At 30.8% G+C, this 18542-nt stretch carries 12 protein-coding genes and 4 pseudogenes; 2 read left to right on the plus strand and 14 right to left on the minus strand.

What is annotated here, in order from left to right:
- Nucleotides 1-904, minus strand: a 904-nt coding sequence (locus tag Q5O44_RS05800; RefSeq protein WP_302637493.1) for a family 1 glycosylhydrolase, incomplete at its 3' end; no start/stop codon positions are given.
- A 32-nt stretch (nt 905-936) separates the two neighbouring features.
- Nucleotides 937-2835 (minus strand): beta-glucoside-specific PTS transporter subunit IIABC, encoded by a 1899-nt coding sequence (locus tag Q5O44_RS05805; protein ID WP_022167456.1) that lies wholly within the window; start codon nt 2833-2835, stop codon nt 937-939.
- Between the two features lie 177 nt (nt 2836-3012).
- On the opposite strand from Q5O44_RS05805, the gene Q5O44_RS05810 reads away from it, so the two are divergent.
- Nucleotides 3013-3708 (plus strand): GntR family transcriptional regulator, encoded by a 696-nt coding sequence (locus tag Q5O44_RS05810; protein ID WP_022167457.1) that lies wholly within the window; start codon nt 3013-3015, stop codon nt 3706-3708.
- A 58-nt stretch (nt 3709-3766) separates the two neighbouring features.
- On the opposite strand, the gene rlmD is transcribed toward Q5O44_RS05810, so the two are convergent.
- Together rlmD and Q5O44_RS05820 are read right to left on the minus strand one after the other, a co-directional pair.
- A complete protein-coding gene (gene rlmD, locus Q5O44_RS05815; RefSeq protein WP_022167458.1) occupies nt 3767-5134 on the minus strand; it encodes a 23S rRNA (uracil(1939)-C(5))-methyltransferase RlmD in 1368 nt (455 codons plus the stop codon).
- A gap of 148 nt (nt 5135-5282) precedes the next feature.
- Nucleotides 5283-5630: a DUF1540 domain-containing protein gene (locus Q5O44_RS05820; RefSeq protein WP_022167459.1), complete on the minus strand. Its 348-nt coding sequence runs from the start codon at nt 5628-5630 to the stop codon at nt 5283-5285.
- A gap of 335 nt (nt 5631-5965) precedes the next feature.
- Here Q5O44_RS05820 and Q5O44_RS05825 point away from each other — a divergent pair, with 335 nt between their 5' ends.
- Nucleotides 5966-6097, plus strand: a complete 132-nt coding sequence (locus tag Q5O44_RS05825) for a hypothetical protein (protein ID WP_302637494.1) — start codon at nt 5966-5968, stop codon at nt 6095-6097.
- A 14-nt stretch (nt 6098-6111) separates the two neighbouring features.
- On the opposite strand, the gene pyk is transcribed toward Q5O44_RS05825, so the two are convergent.
- The 10 genes and pseudogenes from pyk to rapZ form a co-directional block, all read right to left on the minus strand.
- Nucleotides 6112-7524, minus strand: coding sequence for a pyruvate kinase (pyk, locus tag Q5O44_RS05830; protein WP_022167460.1), 1413 nt, complete (start codon nt 7522-7524; stop codon nt 6112-6114).
- A 61-nt stretch (nt 7525-7585) separates the two neighbouring features.
- Nucleotides 7586-8545, minus strand: coding sequence for a 6-phosphofructokinase (gene pfkA, locus Q5O44_RS05835; RefSeq protein ID WP_291660378.1), 960 nt, complete (start codon nt 8543-8545; stop codon nt 7586-7588).
- A 428-nt stretch (nt 8546-8973) separates the two neighbouring features.
- A pseudogene (locus tag Q5O44_RS05840) lies at nt 8974-10194 on the minus strand (OB-fold nucleic acid binding domain-containing protein); the annotation flags it as partial.
- 367 nt (nt 10195-10561) lie between these two features.
- Complete coding sequence (locus Q5O44_RS05845) at nt 10562-10831, minus strand: hypothetical protein (RefSeq protein ID WP_022167463.1); 270 nt, start codon at nt 10829-10831, stop codon at nt 10562-10564.
- Nucleotides 10832-10935: 104 nt separating this feature from the next.
- Nucleotides 10936-11856, minus strand: coding sequence for an IS630 transposase-related protein (locus Q5O44_RS05850; RefSeq protein ID WP_022167464.1), 921 nt, complete (start codon nt 11854-11856; stop codon nt 10936-10938).
- Nucleotides 11857-12514: 658 nt separating this feature from the next.
- A pseudogene (locus Q5O44_RS05855) lies at nt 12515-13333 on the minus strand (DNA polymerase III subunit alpha); the annotation flags it as partial.
- 748 nt (nt 13334-14081) lie between these two features.
- A pseudogene (dnaE, locus tag Q5O44_RS05860) lies at nt 14082-15311 on the minus strand (DNA polymerase III subunit alpha); the annotation flags it as partial.
- Between the two features lie 15 nt (nt 15312-15326).
- On the minus strand, nt 15327-16277 hold the full coding sequence (gene whiA, locus Q5O44_RS05865) for a DNA-binding protein WhiA (protein WP_022167467.1): 951 nt from the start codon (nt 16275-16277) through the stop codon (nt 15327-15329).
- A gap of 202 nt (nt 16278-16479) precedes the next feature.
- Nucleotides 16480-17418 (minus strand): annotated as a pseudogene (gene yvcK / locus Q5O44_RS05870) (uridine diphosphate-N-acetylglucosamine-binding protein YvcK); the annotation flags it as partial.
- Nucleotides 17419-17441: 23 nt separating this feature from the next.
- The gene (rapZ, locus tag Q5O44_RS05875) at nt 17442-18326 is read right to left on the minus strand and encodes an RNase adapter RapZ (protein ID WP_022167469.1); all 885 of its coding nucleotides are present in this window, start codon (nt 18324-18326) and stop codon (nt 17442-17444) included.
- Nucleotides 18327-18542 lie beyond the last annotated feature (216 nt).

The following is an 18542-nucleotide window of genomic DNA, read 5'->3' on the forward strand; positions in this document are numbered from 1 at the left end:
TTTTAAGGATTTCTGCATCTCCTTCTTTCATACCAATATCATAGCCTTTTCTCTCAAATTCCTTTAATGCATATCTTGGATAGTGTCCACGTACATGTACATCTGGGAAAAAGAATCTTTCACGCATAGCTTCTTCTGCTGCCATTATATCTTCTGGATTACAAGAATATGGATATATAGGAACATGTGATATCATACATCCAATTTTAAATTCTGGATTAATTTCTCTTCCTTTTATAACAGCTTTTGCACTTGCTAATAATTCATTATGAGCTACTTTAAATAAAACTTCTCTTGGATCTTCTCCTTCTTTTAATGTTACACCAGAGTTTGTCCATAAGAATAGTGGATTATTTGTATCCATTTGATTATTTATCTCATTAAAAGTCATCCAATACTTAACTTTATTTTTATATCTCTTAAAGCAAACTTCAGCAAATCTTTCAAAGAAATCTACAAGCTTTCTACTTCTAAATCCACCATATTCTCTTGCTAAATGTAATGGTAATTCAAAATGAGATAAAGTAATAACTGGTTCTATTCCATACTTTAATAACTCATCAAATACATCATCATAAAACTTTAAACCTTCTTCATTTGGTTCTAATTCATCACCTTTTGGGAATATTCTTGTCCATGCTATTGATGTTCTTAAACACTTAATTCCCATTCCTGCAAGTAATGCTATATCTTCTTTATATCTTCCATAAAAATCTATTGCCTCATGATTTGGATAAAAAGTATCTTCCATTATTGTATCTGTTATCTTTCTTGGTACTCCATGAGCTCCTGCTGTCATTACATCAACAACACTTGGCCCCTTTCCTCCAGCATTCCATCCACCTTCAAATTGGTGCGCAGCAAAGGCTCCACCCCATAAAAAGTTATTTGGTAACTTATCCATAATAATTCTCCTTTATTTTACTATATTTTTTACTATGCTTGCATACTTAATTGTTTTAGATTAATTATTTCTCTTCCATTTTTAACTTCTTCATTTATACATAATACATTATCTTCATAATTATCAGCATTTGTTATTACAACTGGTGTAATTAAAGAATATCCTTCTTTTTCTATAGCATTTCTATCAAATTCTAATAATAGATCTCCTGCTTTTATCTTAGAATTTACTGATGTCTTAACATTAAATCCTCTACCTTGCATCTTTACAGTATCCATACCAACATGTATTAATACTTCTACACCATCTTCTGAAAGTAATCCAATTGCATGCTTAGTTTCAGCTATGAATTCTATTGTACCATTAAATGGAGCATATACTTTGTTATCCATTGGTTCAATTGCTATACCTTTTCCCATTGCTCCTGAAGAAAATACTGGATCATCAACTTTTTCTAATTCTATTACTTTTCCAGATATAGGGCTTTTTATTACATTAACTCCCATATTTAAAATCGGTTGTCCTTCTTCAATTTTTTTATCTTGCTTTTCTTCATTAGTTTCTTTTTCACCAATACCAACTATTTGAACAAGTGCAATTGCTCCAAAGAATGATATAGCTGCTCCTAATAACATTCCTATAATAGATTTTGGATTATCTGGTGTAATAGAGTTTACAACAGTTAAAAGCCCTGGAAGACCTGCATATGCATAATAAGCTATATTAAAGAATGATCCAACTACCGCTCCAATTGCACCTGCAATACATCCACATATAAACGGTTTCTTAAATCTTAAGTTTACACCATATATTGCTGGTTCAGTTATACCAAATATTCCAGTAACTCCTGCTGATAAAGCTATATTTTTAGTTTGTTTATTTCTAGCTTTTACAAATACTCCAAAAACTGCTCCTGCTTGAGCTATAACTGCCATTGTTTGGAATGCTTGGAATGTATCCATACCGTATAAATCATAGTTAGCTAAACACATTGGCGTAACTCCCCAATGAACTCCAAATATTACTACAACTTGCCATAATCCACCGATAACAGCTGCTGCAACTGCTGGTGCTAAATTATATAAATAATTATATCCATTTGCTATTCCTGTAGCTAATGAATCTGATAATGGTCCTATAACTAATATAGTAAGTGGAACCATTACAATCATACATATGAATGGAGTAAATAATGATTTAATTACTTCTGGTAATTTTTTATCTACAAATCTTTCAACATAAGATAATATCCATACTAAAAATAATGGAGGTAAAACTGATGATGTATAAGTTGTCTCTGCTAAACTTATTCCTAGAAATCTAACACTTTCTCCATCAGCTATTCTTGATGCTATTTCTGCCCAAGTTGGACTTACTAAAGCTGCACAACATGCTACTGCAATAAATGCATTACATTTGAAGTGTTTAGATGCTGTGATAGCTATAAATATTGGTAAAAACGTAAATGGAGCCCATGACATAAAACTTAATACTTCATAAGTACCTGTACTAGAAAAACTTGGGTTAGCCATATTAATTAATATTAAACATCCTTGCAATATACCAGCTGCAGCTAATATATAAATAAATGGTGCAAATACTGCTGACATTGTTGCAATTATTCTATTTAAAATACTAGCCTTTGGTTCATCTTCTATAGTATTACTATCTAAATTAAGCTCACTTGCTACCTTATCAAATACTTTTCCTACATGAGTTCCAATAACAACTTGGAATTGTCCTCCACTTTCAACTACTGTTATTACCCCTGTAAGATTTGAAACGTTTTCTTTGGCTTCATTAGTTGTTTCTTTTAAAACTAATCTAAGCCTTGTTGCACATCTTGATGCTTTTACAATATTCTCTTTTCCACCAACAGCTTTTATTATATCTACTGCTAGTTTATCATAGTCACGTACTGAACTTGCCATATATATTCCTCCTTATCAATACTTTTATACTTGTATAAATAAATTATATGATTAAATTATAATTATACCAGTATAATTTGTCAATATTTTTATGAAAACATTTTCTACATTTTATTTCATATTTTCTTTATGATATACTTAACCTATAAATATGTTAACGTAATAAAGGGAGTAAAAATGCTAAAATATCAGATAATTGCAAATGAAATAGAAAATAATATTTATAGTAATGATCTTCCACAAGGTACTAAATTGCCTACAGTAGAAGCTCTTGCTTCTGAATATAAGGTAAGTAAAAGTACTATTGTTAAAGCTATAGAATATTTAGTCGCTAGAAAAATTGTATATCAGCTTCAGGGAAGTGGGATTTTTGTTAGAAGAAGAAATCGTACTGGTTACATAAACTTAAATGTCACACAAGGATTTACTACTAGTTTAAAAGAATTTAATATAACATCAAAAGTTTTAGATTTTAATCTTATCAAAGCAGATAAAGAAATTGCAGAATTAATAGAGTGTGCTGTTAATGATGACATTTATCTAATTAAAAGACTAAGATATATAGATGAAGAAATAATGTGTTACGAAGAAGCTTATTATAAAAAGAGTATAGTTCCATACCTTAACAAGGAAATTGCAAAAGGTTCAATCTTTGAATATTTACAAACAGCTTTAAATTTAAATTTAGGCTTTTCCGATAGATATTTACATCTAGAAAAACTAGATGATAACCTTGCTAATTTATTAAACTTATCACCTAACGATCCAGCAATGGTTGTATTAGAACAAATATATTTATCATCTGGTATTTGTTTTAATGTTTCAAAATTAGTTTATAACTATAAAAATACTCGATTTTTCCTTCAATCTTAACAAATAAAAAAAGTTCTTGAAAACGCCATAATATTGGCATCTTCAAGAACTTTATATCCTATCTTTTAACTAACTTAGCTACGTTTTCAATATGTGCTGTATGTGGGAACATATCAACAGGTTGTACTTCCATGGTTTTATATCCATTTTCCTCTAATATGGCTAAATCTCTAGCTAATGTACTTGGATCGCAGCTTACATATACAATTCTTTTAGCATCAATATCAGTTATTGCATCTAATAGCTTTTTATCACAGCCTTTTCTAGGGGGATCTACCACTACTACATCTGCCTTAATTCCTTGATTAATTAAATCTGGTATAACAACTTCTGATTCACCTACATAAAAATGGGCATTATTCACATTGTTTTCCACAGCATTTATCTTAGCATTTTCAATTGCTTGTGGAATAATTTCTACTCCATAAACTTCTTTTGCTTTTTGTGATAAAAATAATGTAATACTTCCTGTACCACAATAAGCATCAAATACTGTTTCATTCCCACTTAAATTGGCATATTCTAAAGTCTTTCCATATAATACTTCTGTTTGGATAGGATTAACTTGGAAGAATGATAACGGTGATATATTATACTTAAATTGTCCTATATAATCACATATAGTCTCACTTCCCCAAAGAGTTAGAGATTCTAATCCTAATATTACGTTAGTTGGCTTAGAGTTTATATTTTGAATAATACTCTTAATTCCAGGTATATTATTAACCATTAAATTAATAAATTCTTCTTTATGAGGAAGTTCTCTACCATTAGTTACTATTACAACCATAACTTCATTAGTAGTAAATCCTCTCCTTATCATGATATGTCTTAATATACCACTTTCATCATATTGTCCGTCTATATTATAGGGCTTAATATTATTTTTTATAATCCAGCTTCTAGTTAATTCAACTACTTTATCAGCAATTTCATCTTGTATTAAACAGCTTTCCATATCAATTATTTCATGACTTCTTGGCGCAAAGAATCCTATTTTTAATTCTCCATTAACTAGTCCTATAGGCAATTGAACCTTATTTCTGTATCTCCAAGGTTCTTCCATACCTAAAGGAAACTTAACTAAGCTTTCATCTAGCTTACCTATCTTACTGATACAATCCTTTACTCTTTCATGTTTAAACTTTAATTGCTCTTTATATGTACTATGTTGTAATTTGCATCCACCACATTTTTTATATATGCCACACTCTGGAGCACATCTTTCTTTTGATTGTTCCATAACTTCTACAAGCTTTCCATAAGCAAAGCTCTTCTTTGATTTTACTATTTTAACCTTTACTTTTTCTCCTACTAGTGCTCCTTCTATAAATACTGGAAAAGTATTATCTATTTTAGCTATCCCTTCACCTTCATATCCTTGAGCTATTATATCTAATATATATTCTTTATTCTTTTCTACCAAATCTATCACCTGTCAATCATATATTTCTTTTCTTACGCTTTAAAATCTATTATCTATTATATACTATGTTACTAATGTTATAAATAAGCATTAACAATCTTTACTATAAAAGCTGATTTCTTATAAAAAAGAAATCAGCTTTTTATTATTAATATGCTTCTATAAATGTATTACAATTGGTTTTATCTCTTAAATTGTCATTCTTAAAACTTAGGTGTTCTGCAATACAATGTCCATCTTTATTATAAAAGCAGTTATTAGCAGTACAATTAACTGATGTTATTGGTGGATTTGCCGTATAATCCTGTAACCGACTCACTATATTCATATTATCAAACATATTCAATGTACTTCTAAGCTTACTATTATTAAAGCCATTACATTCTGTGTCGCTACTAAAATGAGCACCTTGTCCATTCACATTTATTTCATGAGCTTTACATGTACCATGTTTATTGTTAACACAATTAGTTGAGCAGCAATTTAAAGTTGTCATAAAAATGCCTCCTAAATATTTCATTATATTTATTAGTTATTTTCATTTTCATTAAACTTTATACAACATTTTATTTTTAAATAAAAAAAAGAGCACCTTTCGGTGCAAATTGGTTAATCAGTTGCCATGATATTAAAGTAATTGCCATCTTTTAATCATATTATTGATTATAACCTATATATTAGATTTTAATTGTTAACTTTTTGTTAACTTTTCTGTTTTTTATAACTTTTTGCAATATTTCTTTCATTTTTAAAGGCTAATATTTTTTTCATTGCATAATTCTATTCATTTTTATTAAATAGCATACTCTATTTAATGATGAATGATGAATTATGAGTGATGAATTAATGATGAAAATCCTCAGGGATTTTCTTTTACTGTTTTCAAGAAACTCTGGAAGAGTTTCATCATTCATTCTTCATTCTTCATTAAAAAAAGAAGCACCTTATGGTACTTCTTTATAGAGTGTTATTTTTTACTATTTAACTTCTGTAACCTTTAAAAGATTAGTTGAACCTACTGTATCTAATCCAGCAGCAACTACTACTGTTTCACCAGTAGAAACAAATCCGCTGTTCTTAGCAGCTTCTATAGCGTTAGCTATAACTTCATCAGTGTTTGAAGCAGCAGGTGTAACCATTGAGTATACTCCAAAGCTGAATGCTAATCCCTTAGCTACTTTTTCATTTGGTGTAACTGCAACTATTGGACAATCTGGTCTGCATTGAGAAATTCTTCTAGCAGTAGCTCCACTCTTAGTTGAAGTAACTATTGCAGCAGCTTTTAATTCGTTAGCAGCATTACATGCAGCTCTTGAAATAACTCCTGAAACTGCTGGAGTATGGTTCTTAGCTCTTGAAACAGCTGTTTCGTAGCTTAATTTCTTTTCAGTTTCTTCAGCTATTTTAGCCATAGTTTGAACTGATTCTACTGGCCAATCTCCATTAGCTGATTCTCCTGATAACATTATTGCATCTGTACCATCATAGATAGCGTTAGCAACGTCTGAAACTTCCGCTCTTGTTGGTCTTGGGTTTCTCATCATAGAGTCTAACATTTGAGTAGCTGTAACAACTGGTTTTCCAGCAGCATTACATTTTTCTATCATCATTTTTTGAACAGCTGGTAATTTTTCGAATGGAATTTCAACTCCTAAATCCCCTCTTGCTACCATTAATCCGTCTGATGCTTCTAATATAGCGTCTATGTTGTCAACACCTTCTTGGTTTTCTATCTTAGAAATGATTTTGATGTCTTCTCCACCATTTTCATTTAATATTTGTCTTATTGTTTCAACGTCTGAAGCTTTTCTGATGAATGAAGCTGCAACAGCGTTAACTCCGATTTCACAACCGAATTTTAAGTCAGCTATATCTTTTTCAGTTAAAGCTGGTAATTTTATTGAAACTCCTGGAACGTTAACTCCTTTGTGAGTTGCAACAAATCCTGTGTTTTGAACTGTACAGTGGATTTTGTTTCCTTCGATTGATTCAACAGTTAATCCTACTAAACCGTCATCTATTAATATAGTATCTCCTGCTTTAACATCGTTAGCTAAACCAGCATAAGTTACTGAACATTCTTCAGTATTTCCAATTACATCTCCACCTGCGTGAACTGTAAATTTAGCTCCAGCTTGTAATTCAACTTTTTTAGGCTCGAATTTACCAGTTCTTATTTCTGGTCCCTTAGTATCTAACATAACAGCTATTTCTTTGTTGTATTCCTTAGCTAATTCTTTTACTAAGTTTATTCTTCCTGCATGTTCTTCATGATCACCATGAGAGAAGTTATGTCTAGAAACATTCATTCCTGCTTCTATTATTTGAGATAATATTTCTCTCTTTTCACTCGCTGGTCCTATTGTACAAATTATTTTAGTCTTTCTCATGTAAATAACACTCCTTTATGTTTAGTATCTTATTTTATATATATATTTTTAGATAACACAACTAACTATTTATTTCTGATGATATTGAGAATAACTTATCATCAAATGTTCTATCTAATGCTAATGCCTCATCAATATCTACATCATAAATTTCGTTCTTTCTTATACCAACTACTCTTGAAGTTTTTCCTTCTAATAATAATTCAATAGCTTTTGAACCCATTCTTGAAGCTAAAACTCTATCAAAAGCACTTGGGCTTCCACCTCTTTGGACATGGCCTAATACCGTTGCCCTAGCTTCTATTTTTGTTTCATTTTCAATATATTTAGCTAGTTCACTAGCTCCTCCAACACCTTCCGCAAGTAAAATTAAATTATGCATTTTTCCTTTTTTCTTACCATCTAATATAATATCACATAATTCCTTTTTGTCATATCCTTTTTCTGGAGTTATTATATATTCTGCTCCACATGCAATACCTGCATAAAGAGCTATATCACCACAATTTCTTCCCATAACTTCTACTATGGAAACTCTTTCATGGGAAGTTGATGTATCTCTTATTTTATCAACAGCATCTGTTACAGTGTTTAAAGCTGTATCAAATCCAATAGTATAATCAGTATAAGTTAAATCATTATCTATAGTTCCAGGTAAACCTATTGTTTTAACACCTAACTTTGATAATAATTTAGCTCCTGTGAATGAACCATCTCCACCAATAACCACTAGTGCATCTACTCCATTATCTTGAAGTATTTTTACTGCTTCTTTTCTTACTTCTTCTTTTTTGAATTCTTCGCATCTTGCTGTTCTTAAAATTGTTCCACCTCTTTGGATGATATCTGAAACAGATGATCTATTCATTGGGAACATTTCTCCATTTAGCAATCCGCTATAACCTCTGTGTACTCCCATTACTTCAATGTTATGATGTAATGCAGTTCTAACTACCGCTCTAATAGCAGCATTCATCCCCGGAGCATCTCCTCCACTAGTTAAAACAGCTATTTTCTTTATCATAATCATTCCTCCTTGATACCACTATGGACTCTGCATGTCCCACATACTCTGAAATTTTTAAAATTTCTGAATCTTTAAACTTTTACTACCATTTTTTATTTTACTGTTAAAGTGCTTTGATTGCAACTAAATTTAGCAACTATATTGTAGATTTTTATATCTTCATTTTATATTGTGTCCTATAATAGATTAAAATATATAATATTTTTTAAATTGAATTTTCCTTTTAAAACCCTTGTAAAATAAGGCTTCATTAAAATAATTAATAATTTTTTTTATAACATTAAAATTTAAAAATTTATTTTAAATTTGTTTTTGTATATTTTTTTACTTTTTCTACTGTATTTGTTTACAAAAACTTTTTATAATTTTTGTTATTTTTCATAAAACAAAAATGACCTGGCTTTAATTAAGCCAAGTCATTTCTATTCTACTATTTTAACATTATCTTCACCAAATACTTTTTCTAATTCTGCAAAGACATCACTAGATAAATTTACCCACATGTTTCTTGGCATTCTATAATTTTTTCTATCATTTGCTGTAAATACATACAAAGGAGTATCCCCTGCATATTCAGTAGCAATTTCCATAAGCTTCGGCTTAGAGGCTCTAGCCATATCTAAATTATCAACTCTTACATAAACTTTAGATGAATTTACTTTTTCTAAAGGCTCCACTGTTTCGCAAATAATTTTCACAGCTTCATCTTCCTTCATGCTTACCCTTCCCTTGATTACAACAAGGGCATCAGTAGCAATTAAGTTCCTTACTCTATCTAAGGTTTTAGGGAAAACTATAACTTCTATAACAGCACTTAAATCTTCAATTTTAATAAAGGCCATTATTTGATTATTTCTCGTTACCTTTTGATTAACTTCTGTAATTATTCCCCCAACAACTACTTTATCTTCATCATGTATTGAATATTCTTCATCATCAATACCTTCATTATGTGCATCTTGGCAATCATAAATCTTTTGTATAGTTGTTGATGTCATTATTTTTAAACTTTTAGCATATTCATCAAGTGGATGTCCTGATAAATATAGACCTGTCATTTCTTTTTCCATTGCTAATAAATTGTTCTTTGCAAACTCTTTTATATTTGGATAGGTAACTTCCGGTGCTTTAAAATCTTCATCTTCTGTTAATCCAAATAAGCTTATTTGACCATCTATATTTCTCTTTCTTTCACTTGCCACACTATCCATTAATTTTTCATGTACAGCTAAAAGCTTTGATCTAAATACTTTAAAATCATCTAAAGCTCCAGCTTTAATTAAGCTTTCCACAGCTCTTTTATTGATGGCTGATAAATCTATCTTATTGATAAAGTCTGTTATTGATTCAAATTTACCTTTTGAATTTCTAGCTTCAACTATACTATCAACCACATTAATACCTACATTTTTTATAGCTGCAAGCCCAAATCTTATTTTATCACCTTTTACAGTAAACTTAGAATAACTCTCGTTTATGTTTGGTGGAAGCACTTGAATTCCTAGACTTTCAGCAAAATTAATATAATGTGCAACTTTTTCTGAACTTCCCATCATGGAATTTAACATAGCTGCAATTGTTTCAACAGGATAATAATGCATTAAATATGCAGTTTGATAACCAACTACTGCATAAGCTGCTGCCTTTACCACACTTACTTTCATAAGCCTTTATACATTGTATAAAGTTGTAGTCTGGACTATACCATATACTTTTTGCAAGTATCTCCTATTATAGTCTCTGAGCGTCTTTCATAATAATAATTTATATTTTCTAGTTTATAAATGTATCTATCCATATAAATTATCACCTTAGAAATTTCGTTGCTGATTATCCATTACTAGTTTTATCCAATTATAAAACTATTATACTTAGGGTCTCCCCATATATAATCCATTTAATTTTTTCTGCATTTCTGCCACCATCACACTTATCTTTTCAAATTATGTTGTGGTTTAAATAGCTTTAGGACCTCCCAGCAGTTTAAGGAGTTTTTAATTATAAGTTTCCTTATAATGCCACACTTTCCATTTTATGGCTCTTGTTAAAAGCGTACGATGCGAAGTCCATCATTGAATCAAAGATGTCATTTGCCGCTTTTTCACTTATCCCATTTCTTAAACAACCTGGAACCTCAACATTTCCTTCTTCATCTACAATTCCATAAATAAAGTTTTTACGTTCTTGTTCCATTACACTATGTTTTTTCTTAGACATGGCTCTTCTAACCATATCACTTCTTCCTAGAGAATACCCTCCAAGCTTTCTAACTATTTCCATTACCTGCTATAGTGATAGGTAACTCCACCTTCGTCTTAACGGTCAGGCTTTGTTTTCCCCCACTTCACACCGTACGTGCGACTTTCACCGCATACGGCGTTCCATTAATTCTCACAAATGTATTTCATTCTTTCGAATTTTCTTGTTAAATAAAGTTCTCTATCTTCATACATATATTGAAATAAAAACTTAGAAAATTTCTTACCTCCTAAAAAATAAAAAATATTTTCACTCTTAGTTTTAAAAATACGTATCTCTTTATAATTAAGTATACTTAGAATACTATTTACTAAATTATAACTACCAACAAATCCTGATCGTTTCTTACTAATATCAGTAATTCCATCACCATCAAATACACCACGTATAAAATCCCTATAGTATTCTTTTGGAATATCTTTTGGAAATACTTCTAATCCTGTTTTATGTGGTATAATTCCATAATTCATTAGACTTTCACACATATGCCTAGAAGTTAAACTAACATAATAGCTAGTATTTTTTCCATTCCTTACTTTAGTCTTGTTTGTTGATTGAATTGTACTTAAAAAATTATCAATTAATTCTTTGTCTTTAATAGCAATATGTATTTTAAGGGAATATTGGCCATTAGTTATACTTACATTTCCATCTGCCATTATCCAACCTAAATAATATGCTTTATCAAAAGAATCAATACAATCAAAATAATCTTCTCTTCCTATCATAGACTTTGGACCTCTATGATTCATCTTATAACTATTTTCTCTTAACAAATATGATACTATACCTCTTTTTAAACCTAATTTATTAGTTATTTCTGTTGTATTCAGTCCACTTTCATATAATTTCCAAATATATTTAACAAACTCTTCATCATATTTCTTGTTATAACTTCCACCATTTCTAACTTCAATATTTTTTTCTTTAATCCATTTTCTAATGGTAGCTTCATTCACACCTACTATCTTAGATACTTGATTTGCTGAATAACCAACTAAATAATATTCTATTGCTTTATTTTTTATTTCAATATCGTATCTCATTTTTAACCACCTCTAGTATATTATTTCCAACACACTAGAGAACATACATTCTGAATTAACTATGCCCCTTGGCTCCGTAAAAATTACTTTACTTCTCAGCTACTACAGGCTGCTGCCCTCATTCTTCATAAATCATTTCCTATTTATTTCATAGCGTCGATAATTAACTATCTTAGCATCTATGGAATGAGTTCAAACGTTCCTATCATTCTATCTTTACATATTAACTTAGGCTTTCTCTAGAACCGTTAAGTATCTTTTCGCTTTATAAGGGTTAGCTAAAGACGATTATATTAATAACCATAAATTACATAACCAAGAATATATAATTTACACTTAAATGTATGCTTTCTTTTTAGCATATTAATGGTTGTCGATTCATCAAACGAGAATTTCTATTCGTAGCCATATTAATTTTATAGACCCCCGATTACTTCTTTAACCACTTTTCAGGTCCAATTTTCACCGACTTTAACGAGCTTCATACATATAATATGTTAATCTATTAATGCATGTCGTAGCTTAGGGAAGAACTGCCCTTAACAGTTCTTAAAAGGACTTTCACCTTTCATTTCAAATGATAAGTTAGATATTTATATATCCCTACAATTTTATATTATATTTCTATAATTTTTATATTTGTAGAACGTTTCGCACCTTGATACACCATTACCCCATATGTGACGTCTAAAATATCTTCCAATTCAGGCGTTTCATAATGTACACTGTCTTTATTTCTCTTACCTTCAATATATCTTGGAATTTCGGCCATAGGACCTGGTCTATATAAAGAGATACCAGCTATGATATCTTCTAAACAGTCTGGCTTAAGTTCCTTCATGAAGGAAGTCATACCTGGTGATTCTAATTGGAATACCCCTGCGGTTTTTCCTTCACCGATCATCTTATAAACTTCTTTATCTTCAAAGTTTATCTTATCTAAATCTATTTCTATTCCTCGGTTTGCTTTAATCATTTTAACAGCATCACTCATAACTGTTAATGTTCTAAGACCAAGGAAATCCATCTTAAGTAGCCCTAATTCTTCCAATGTAGTCATATCAAATTGAGCTACTATATTATCTTCATTTTTTTGTAGTGGTACATATTCCACCAATGGCTTTGAAGCAATAACAACACCTGCCGCATGGGTAGATGAATGTCTCGGTAAGCCTTCTAACGTTCTACTTACATCAATAAGGGTTTTCACCCTATCATCAGTATCATATGCTGCCTTAAACTCTGGATTCATATCTAAAGCCTTTTCTATGGTTATCCCTAGCATTGTAGGAATCATCTTGGCAACTCTATCAACTTCTGCATAAGAATAATTCATAGCTCTTCCTACATCTCTTATACAAAGCCTTGCTGCCATAGTACCAAAAGTAATTATTTGTGATACATTGTTAACCCCATATTTATCAACAACATAATCAATTACTTCTTGCCTTCTTTCGTAACAAAAATCCGAATCTATCTATTACTACCCTCTTTTTCAAGATACTTTAACACTGATTTTTCAGTGGGTATAGACTATATCTTCTCCCACCGCCCTTTACGGTTTGGGATGCCCCGCTTCGCAAATATAACTAAAATAAATGCTACGTGCCTTTGCACTAGTCGTTGGACCTTTCTCTCTTCAAGACTTGGCTGCTGGTTATCCAATCCTTTTAATTTTTATGGTTAAACCACCATTACATTTAAGCTTATTTCATCCTTCTGCTTTGGTTTAAAAGGCTCTAAGGACTTTCCAGCAATTCGAGGCTCTTTAAGCATGCTATTTCTAACATGCACGACTATAAACTAGCTTATTTCATATTTTTTAAAATATTATATTTATCATATTTCCTATCTAAATATATTTTTGAATTATTATATAAATAATTCATATAAACTAGTCTTTTAATCTGGCATACTAACTCTTTCTGGATTTAAGAACAAATTATTATTAACCACGAACTCTTTATTCCGTGCTCTGGAGGTTTCCCTCATTTTCATCAGATAGTCTTTTCTATCTCAGTTTGGACTATATCATCATACTAAATAAATTTTATCATTTTAGTATGTTGGGCACTCGTGGAGAAGATTATTGCTTAGCTACTCACTTCTCTAGTCTCTGAACCTTTCTAGTACATTTAGCTATTCCTAGACTTGGCTGCTGATTAGCATGCTAATTATTATTAGTTTAGCTTTCCAGCAATTCACCCAATTTAATGAGCGCATCTTAATTCACGCTCGAAGATTAAACTATACTTTATAGGGTCTATCTTTGTTATTCCTAAAGTATAAGCTACAATTGAACCTGCCGCAGATCCACGCCCAGGTCCAGTTGGAATACCATGCTCGTTGGAAAAATGAATAAAGTCCCAAGTTATTAAGAAGTAATCAACATACCCCATTTGATTAATAACACCAAGCTCATATTCAAGCCTTTCCACATATCCTAATGCCTCTTCATTAGTATTTGCAAAATCCTTAATGGCTTTAACATCTACAGGCTTATTTCTAAAGCTTTCAAAGACATCGTATCTATCAATAAGACCTCCATAACAAACTTCCTGTAAGTATTCAAAATGATCCTTATTATCTGGTACAGGGAAATTTGGTAACTTTGATACGTGGAATTCATAATCAAAATTACATTCCTCTGCAATCTTAATACTGTTTTCCAATGCTTCTGGTACATAAGAAAATAAATCCCACATTTCATCAGCTGACTTTAAGTAGAACTGATCTGACGGATACCTTCTCCTATTGGTATCTTCAATGGTCTTTCCTGTTTGAATACACATCAATATGTCATGGGCTTTTGAGTCTTCTTGAGTTAAATAATGAACATCATTAGTTGCTATAAGTGGTATACCAGTTTCCTTAGATAACTTCATATTCCAATCTATAACTTTACGTTGTTCTTCCATGCCATGATCTTGTATTTCTAAATAGAAACCATCTTTAAAAATCTCTTTATATTCTAAAGCTATCTTCTTGGCTTTTTCATAGTCATCTGCCATTATAGCCCTTTGCACCTCTCCACCAAGACATGCACTTAAGGCAATTATCCCTTCACTATGGCTCTTTAAATATTCATGGTCAACTCTCGGCTTATAATAAAAACCATCAATTGATGCTGCCGACACTATCTTCATTAAGTTTTCATAACCAACTTCATTTTTTACCAATAATACTAAGTGATTTGTAGAATTTTCTTTATCTGCAACCTTTATATTCATTGATTTAGCTGCCACATAAACTTCACATCCTAGTATTGGCTTTATTCCATTTGCTACTGCTTCCTTATAAAAAGCTACACAGCCATACATGACACCATGGTCCGTTATGGCTATGTTTTTCATGCCAAGTTCTTTAGCCCTGGCTATTAGCTTTTTAATCTTAGCTGAACTATCTAGCAAACTATATTCAGTATGCAAATGAAGATGGCAAAATTCCTTTAACAAAATATCACCCCTCTTTTAATAGTTTCCGCTTCTTATTTCCTCGGCAATTTTTTCAATTTTTCTTAGTCTATGATTTATTCCTGATTTACCTACTGGTGGATTTAACATTTCACCTAATTCTTTAAGTGATTCATCAGGATAGCTTAATCTTAACTCTGCCACTTCCTGCAGATTCTTCGGTAGTCTCTTAAGACCAATCTTTTCTTGAATAAGCTTAATGCTTTCAACTTGTCTTACTGCTGCATTTACTGTCTTGCTTAAATTGGCAGTTTCACAATTAACAAGCCTATTAACGTTATTTCTCATTTCTTTCATTATTCTTATGTTTTCTAACTCTAATAATGAAGTATGAGCTCCTATTATATTTAAAAGGTCTACTATTTGTTCTCCTTCTTTTATATAAATAATATAACTATTTTTCCTTTGTATAACTTTTGAATTTAATCCAAATGAATTTATTAATTTACATAGGTCTTGAGCATATTCTTCACTATGAATTACAAACTCTAAATGATATGTCTTTTCAGGATTGCTGATACTTCCTCCACCAATGAATGCTCCTCTTATATAAGCTCTTTTACATTCATCAGTTTTTATCATTTCAGAATCTATTTTATAATCTAAAGTCAATACACCATCAATTTCTTGGAAAATTCCTGTCTTCTTTAGTAACTCCCTTACTCCCATATCTTCATCTATTAATACCATATATATATTATTCTTCTTCAGTGAATTGCTCTTCTTAACCATCAGCTTAGAATGTATATCAAAATATTCTTTTAATATAGTAAATATATGTCTTGCTGATGCTGGATTTTCTGTGGTTATCTTAAAACTAAGACCTCTTCCACTAAATCCAATTGTCCCACTACCCTTCATTATTGCAGAAATCTCTGCTAATGCCTCTTCTCTGGATATATCCGTATATCTACATATTTCTCCCTTAACCTTTGCTGAAAACGACATATATTCCTTCTCCTAACTAATTTAAAATATATTATGTATTATATCATAAACTGTGCCGTATGTATCACACTAATAAGCTGGAAAGTTCATTTAATTTTTAAGTGCTAATTAGCCACCTTAAAATATCTGAACTTTCCTCTAAAACCAATCTTTATTCTTGCCAACAATTAATATTTTCTAAAACTTATATACATTGCTTTTATATATTCTTAATAATAAGTTCTGCTAATTTTTCTGCATTATGTTTAACATATCTCTTAGTAATCTTAATAAGATCTGCTTCAATTACGTTTACATTTAAGTTACTTATATTTTCATAATCTAAAACTACTAGTTCAGCATTTTCTTTAGCATACTTTTCTTTAATATCTGGTGGAATTATTCCATTATTAGCAATAACATAATCAATATTTTCCGCTACTCCATAATCCATTAGTACTTTTAAATGGTTAGAAACTTTAAAGCCATCGGTTTCTCCTGGTTGAGTCATAACATTAGAAATATATACTTTCTTAGCAGGACTTTTACATATGGCCTCTGGTATACCTTTTACAAGAAGATTAGGTATTATACTTGTATAAAGACTACCTGGCCCCATAATAATAACATCTGCATTATTTATTGCTTTTATTGCTTCTTCCAATGGTTTTGCATCAATAGGTTTAATAGCTATCTTCTTAATTCTTGTATTTCTAACAATAACTTCGCTTGGTATTTTGGATTCACCTTCTATTATTTCACCATTTTCCAATTCAGCAATAAGCTTCATATCATCTAATGTTACTGGAAGGACCTTTCCTTTAACAGCTAGTACTGAACTCATTTTTTGCACTGCATCTTCAAAATTTTCACTTATACCAGCCATTGCTGCTAAAAATAGATTTCCAAAACACTGTCCTTTTAAACTGCCTTCAGTAAATCTATATTGTAATAAATCTTCCATTAAAGGTTCTGTATCTGCCAATGCTAAAATACAATTTCTTATATCTCCTGGCGGAAGCATTCCTAAATCTTCTCTTAGCTTTCCAGATCCTCCACCATCATCACCTACTGTTACAATGGCAGTTATATGGCTTGTATATTGTTTTAAACCTCTCAGCATGGTGGAAAGCCCTGTCCCTCCACCTATAACCACAACCTTAGCCTCATTATTCTCTTTTATCATCATAGTTTTTTATCTCCCTTATGTACATCTTCCTTTATATCTCTATGCTCAATATAAACATCATGATTATTTGCACGTAGTGTTTCATAAATAGAATTAGCTATTGCCACTGATCTATGTCTTCCTCCTGTACATCCAATGGAAATTATTAATTGTCTCTTTCCTTCCTTTTGATAATTAGGAATTAAGAATTCAAACATATCATTTGCTTTTTGTAAGAAAGTTTGTGTTTCTGTTTGCTCCATAACGTAGTTTTTTACAGGTTCATCATTACCTGAAAATGGTTTAAGTTCTGGAATATAAAAAGGATTTGGAATAAATCTTACATCAAACACCAAATCTGAATCTACAGGAATTCCATATTTAAAGCCAAAGCTTAATATGGTAATGGCCATTTGTTTTTCTGGCATTTCCTTATCACCAAATTTTCTAGCCATTTCTTCTCTTAAATCCTTAATAGCATACTTAGAAGTATCTATAATTACGTCAGCTTTATCCTTTACATCTCTAAGCTTTTGTCTTTCAAGTTCAATTCCTGTGATCACTCTTCCACCAGGTGCCAGTGGATGACTTCTTCTCTTTTCTTTAAATCTCTTAACTAGCACTTCATCTGAAGTATCTAGGAATAATATTTCATATTGGAACTGTTCCTTAGATAATTCACTTAAACTTTCAAATAAATCATCAAAGAAAATACCACCTCTAATATCCATAACTAAGGCAACCTTATCAATTGAACCTTTACTTTGCTTACATACTTCTGCAAATTTCTTTATAAGCTTTGGTGGTAAGTTATCTACACAAAAATACCCCATATCCTCTAATGCATTTGTTGCCTCTGATTTTCCGGCTCCAGATAGTCCTGTTACAATTATAAATCTCATGTACCTTTTCCTCCTAAAAATAACACTGTATTATACTTAACTCTATCATTAATTTAATTATATCACGACAAAAAAGGAGATGCAGTAATACACCCCCCTTTTTTTAATGATGAATGATGAGTGATGAATTATGAATTTAGGAATAAACTCCTTTAAGGAGTTTAGAAAAATATAATTTTCAGAAATTCTGTAAGAATTTCATCATTAATTCATCAT

Origin of the sequence: Clostridium sp. CAG:221 (genome assembly GCA_000435835.1) — a bacterium.
Classification (GTDB): Bacteria; Bacillota; Clostridia; order Clostridiales; family Clostridiaceae; genus Clostridium.

Excerpts from the sequence above, each read along its gene's own strand:
- Q5O44_RS05805 (WP_022167456.1), bottom strand. The coding sequence starts at position 2,835 with ATGGCAAGTTCAGTACGTGACTATGATAAACTAGCAGTAGATATAATA.
- Q5O44_RS05810 (WP_022167457.1), top strand. The coding sequence starts at position 3,013 with ATGCTAAAATATCAGATAATTGCAAATGAAATAGAAAATAATATTTAT.
- Q5O44_RS05820 (WP_022167459.1), bottom strand. The coding sequence starts at position 5,630 with ATGACAACTTTAAATTGCTGCTCAACTAATTGTGTTAACAATAAACAT.
- Q5O44_RS05825 (WP_302637494.1), top strand. The coding sequence starts at position 5,966 with ATGAGTGATGAATTAATGATGAAAATCCTCAGGGATTTTCTTTTACTG.
- pyk (WP_022167460.1), bottom strand. The coding sequence starts at position 7,524 with ATGAGAAAGACTAAAATAATTTGTACAATAGGACCAGCGAGTGAAAAG.
- Q5O44_RS05845 (WP_022167463.1), bottom strand. The coding sequence starts at position 10,831 with ATGGAAATAGTTAGAAAGCTTGGAGGGTATTCTCTAGGAAGAAGTGAT.
- Q5O44_RS05850 (WP_022167464.1), bottom strand. The coding sequence starts at position 11,856 with ATGAGATACGATATTGAAATAAAAAATAAAGCAATAGAATATTATTTA.
- whiA (WP_022167467.1), bottom strand. The coding sequence starts at position 16,277 with ATGTCGTTTTCAGCAAAGGTTAAGGGAGAAATATGTAGATATACGGAT.
- rapZ (WP_022167469.1), bottom strand. The coding sequence starts at position 18,326 with ATGAGATTTATAATTGTAACAGGACTATCTGGAGCCGGAAAATCAGAG.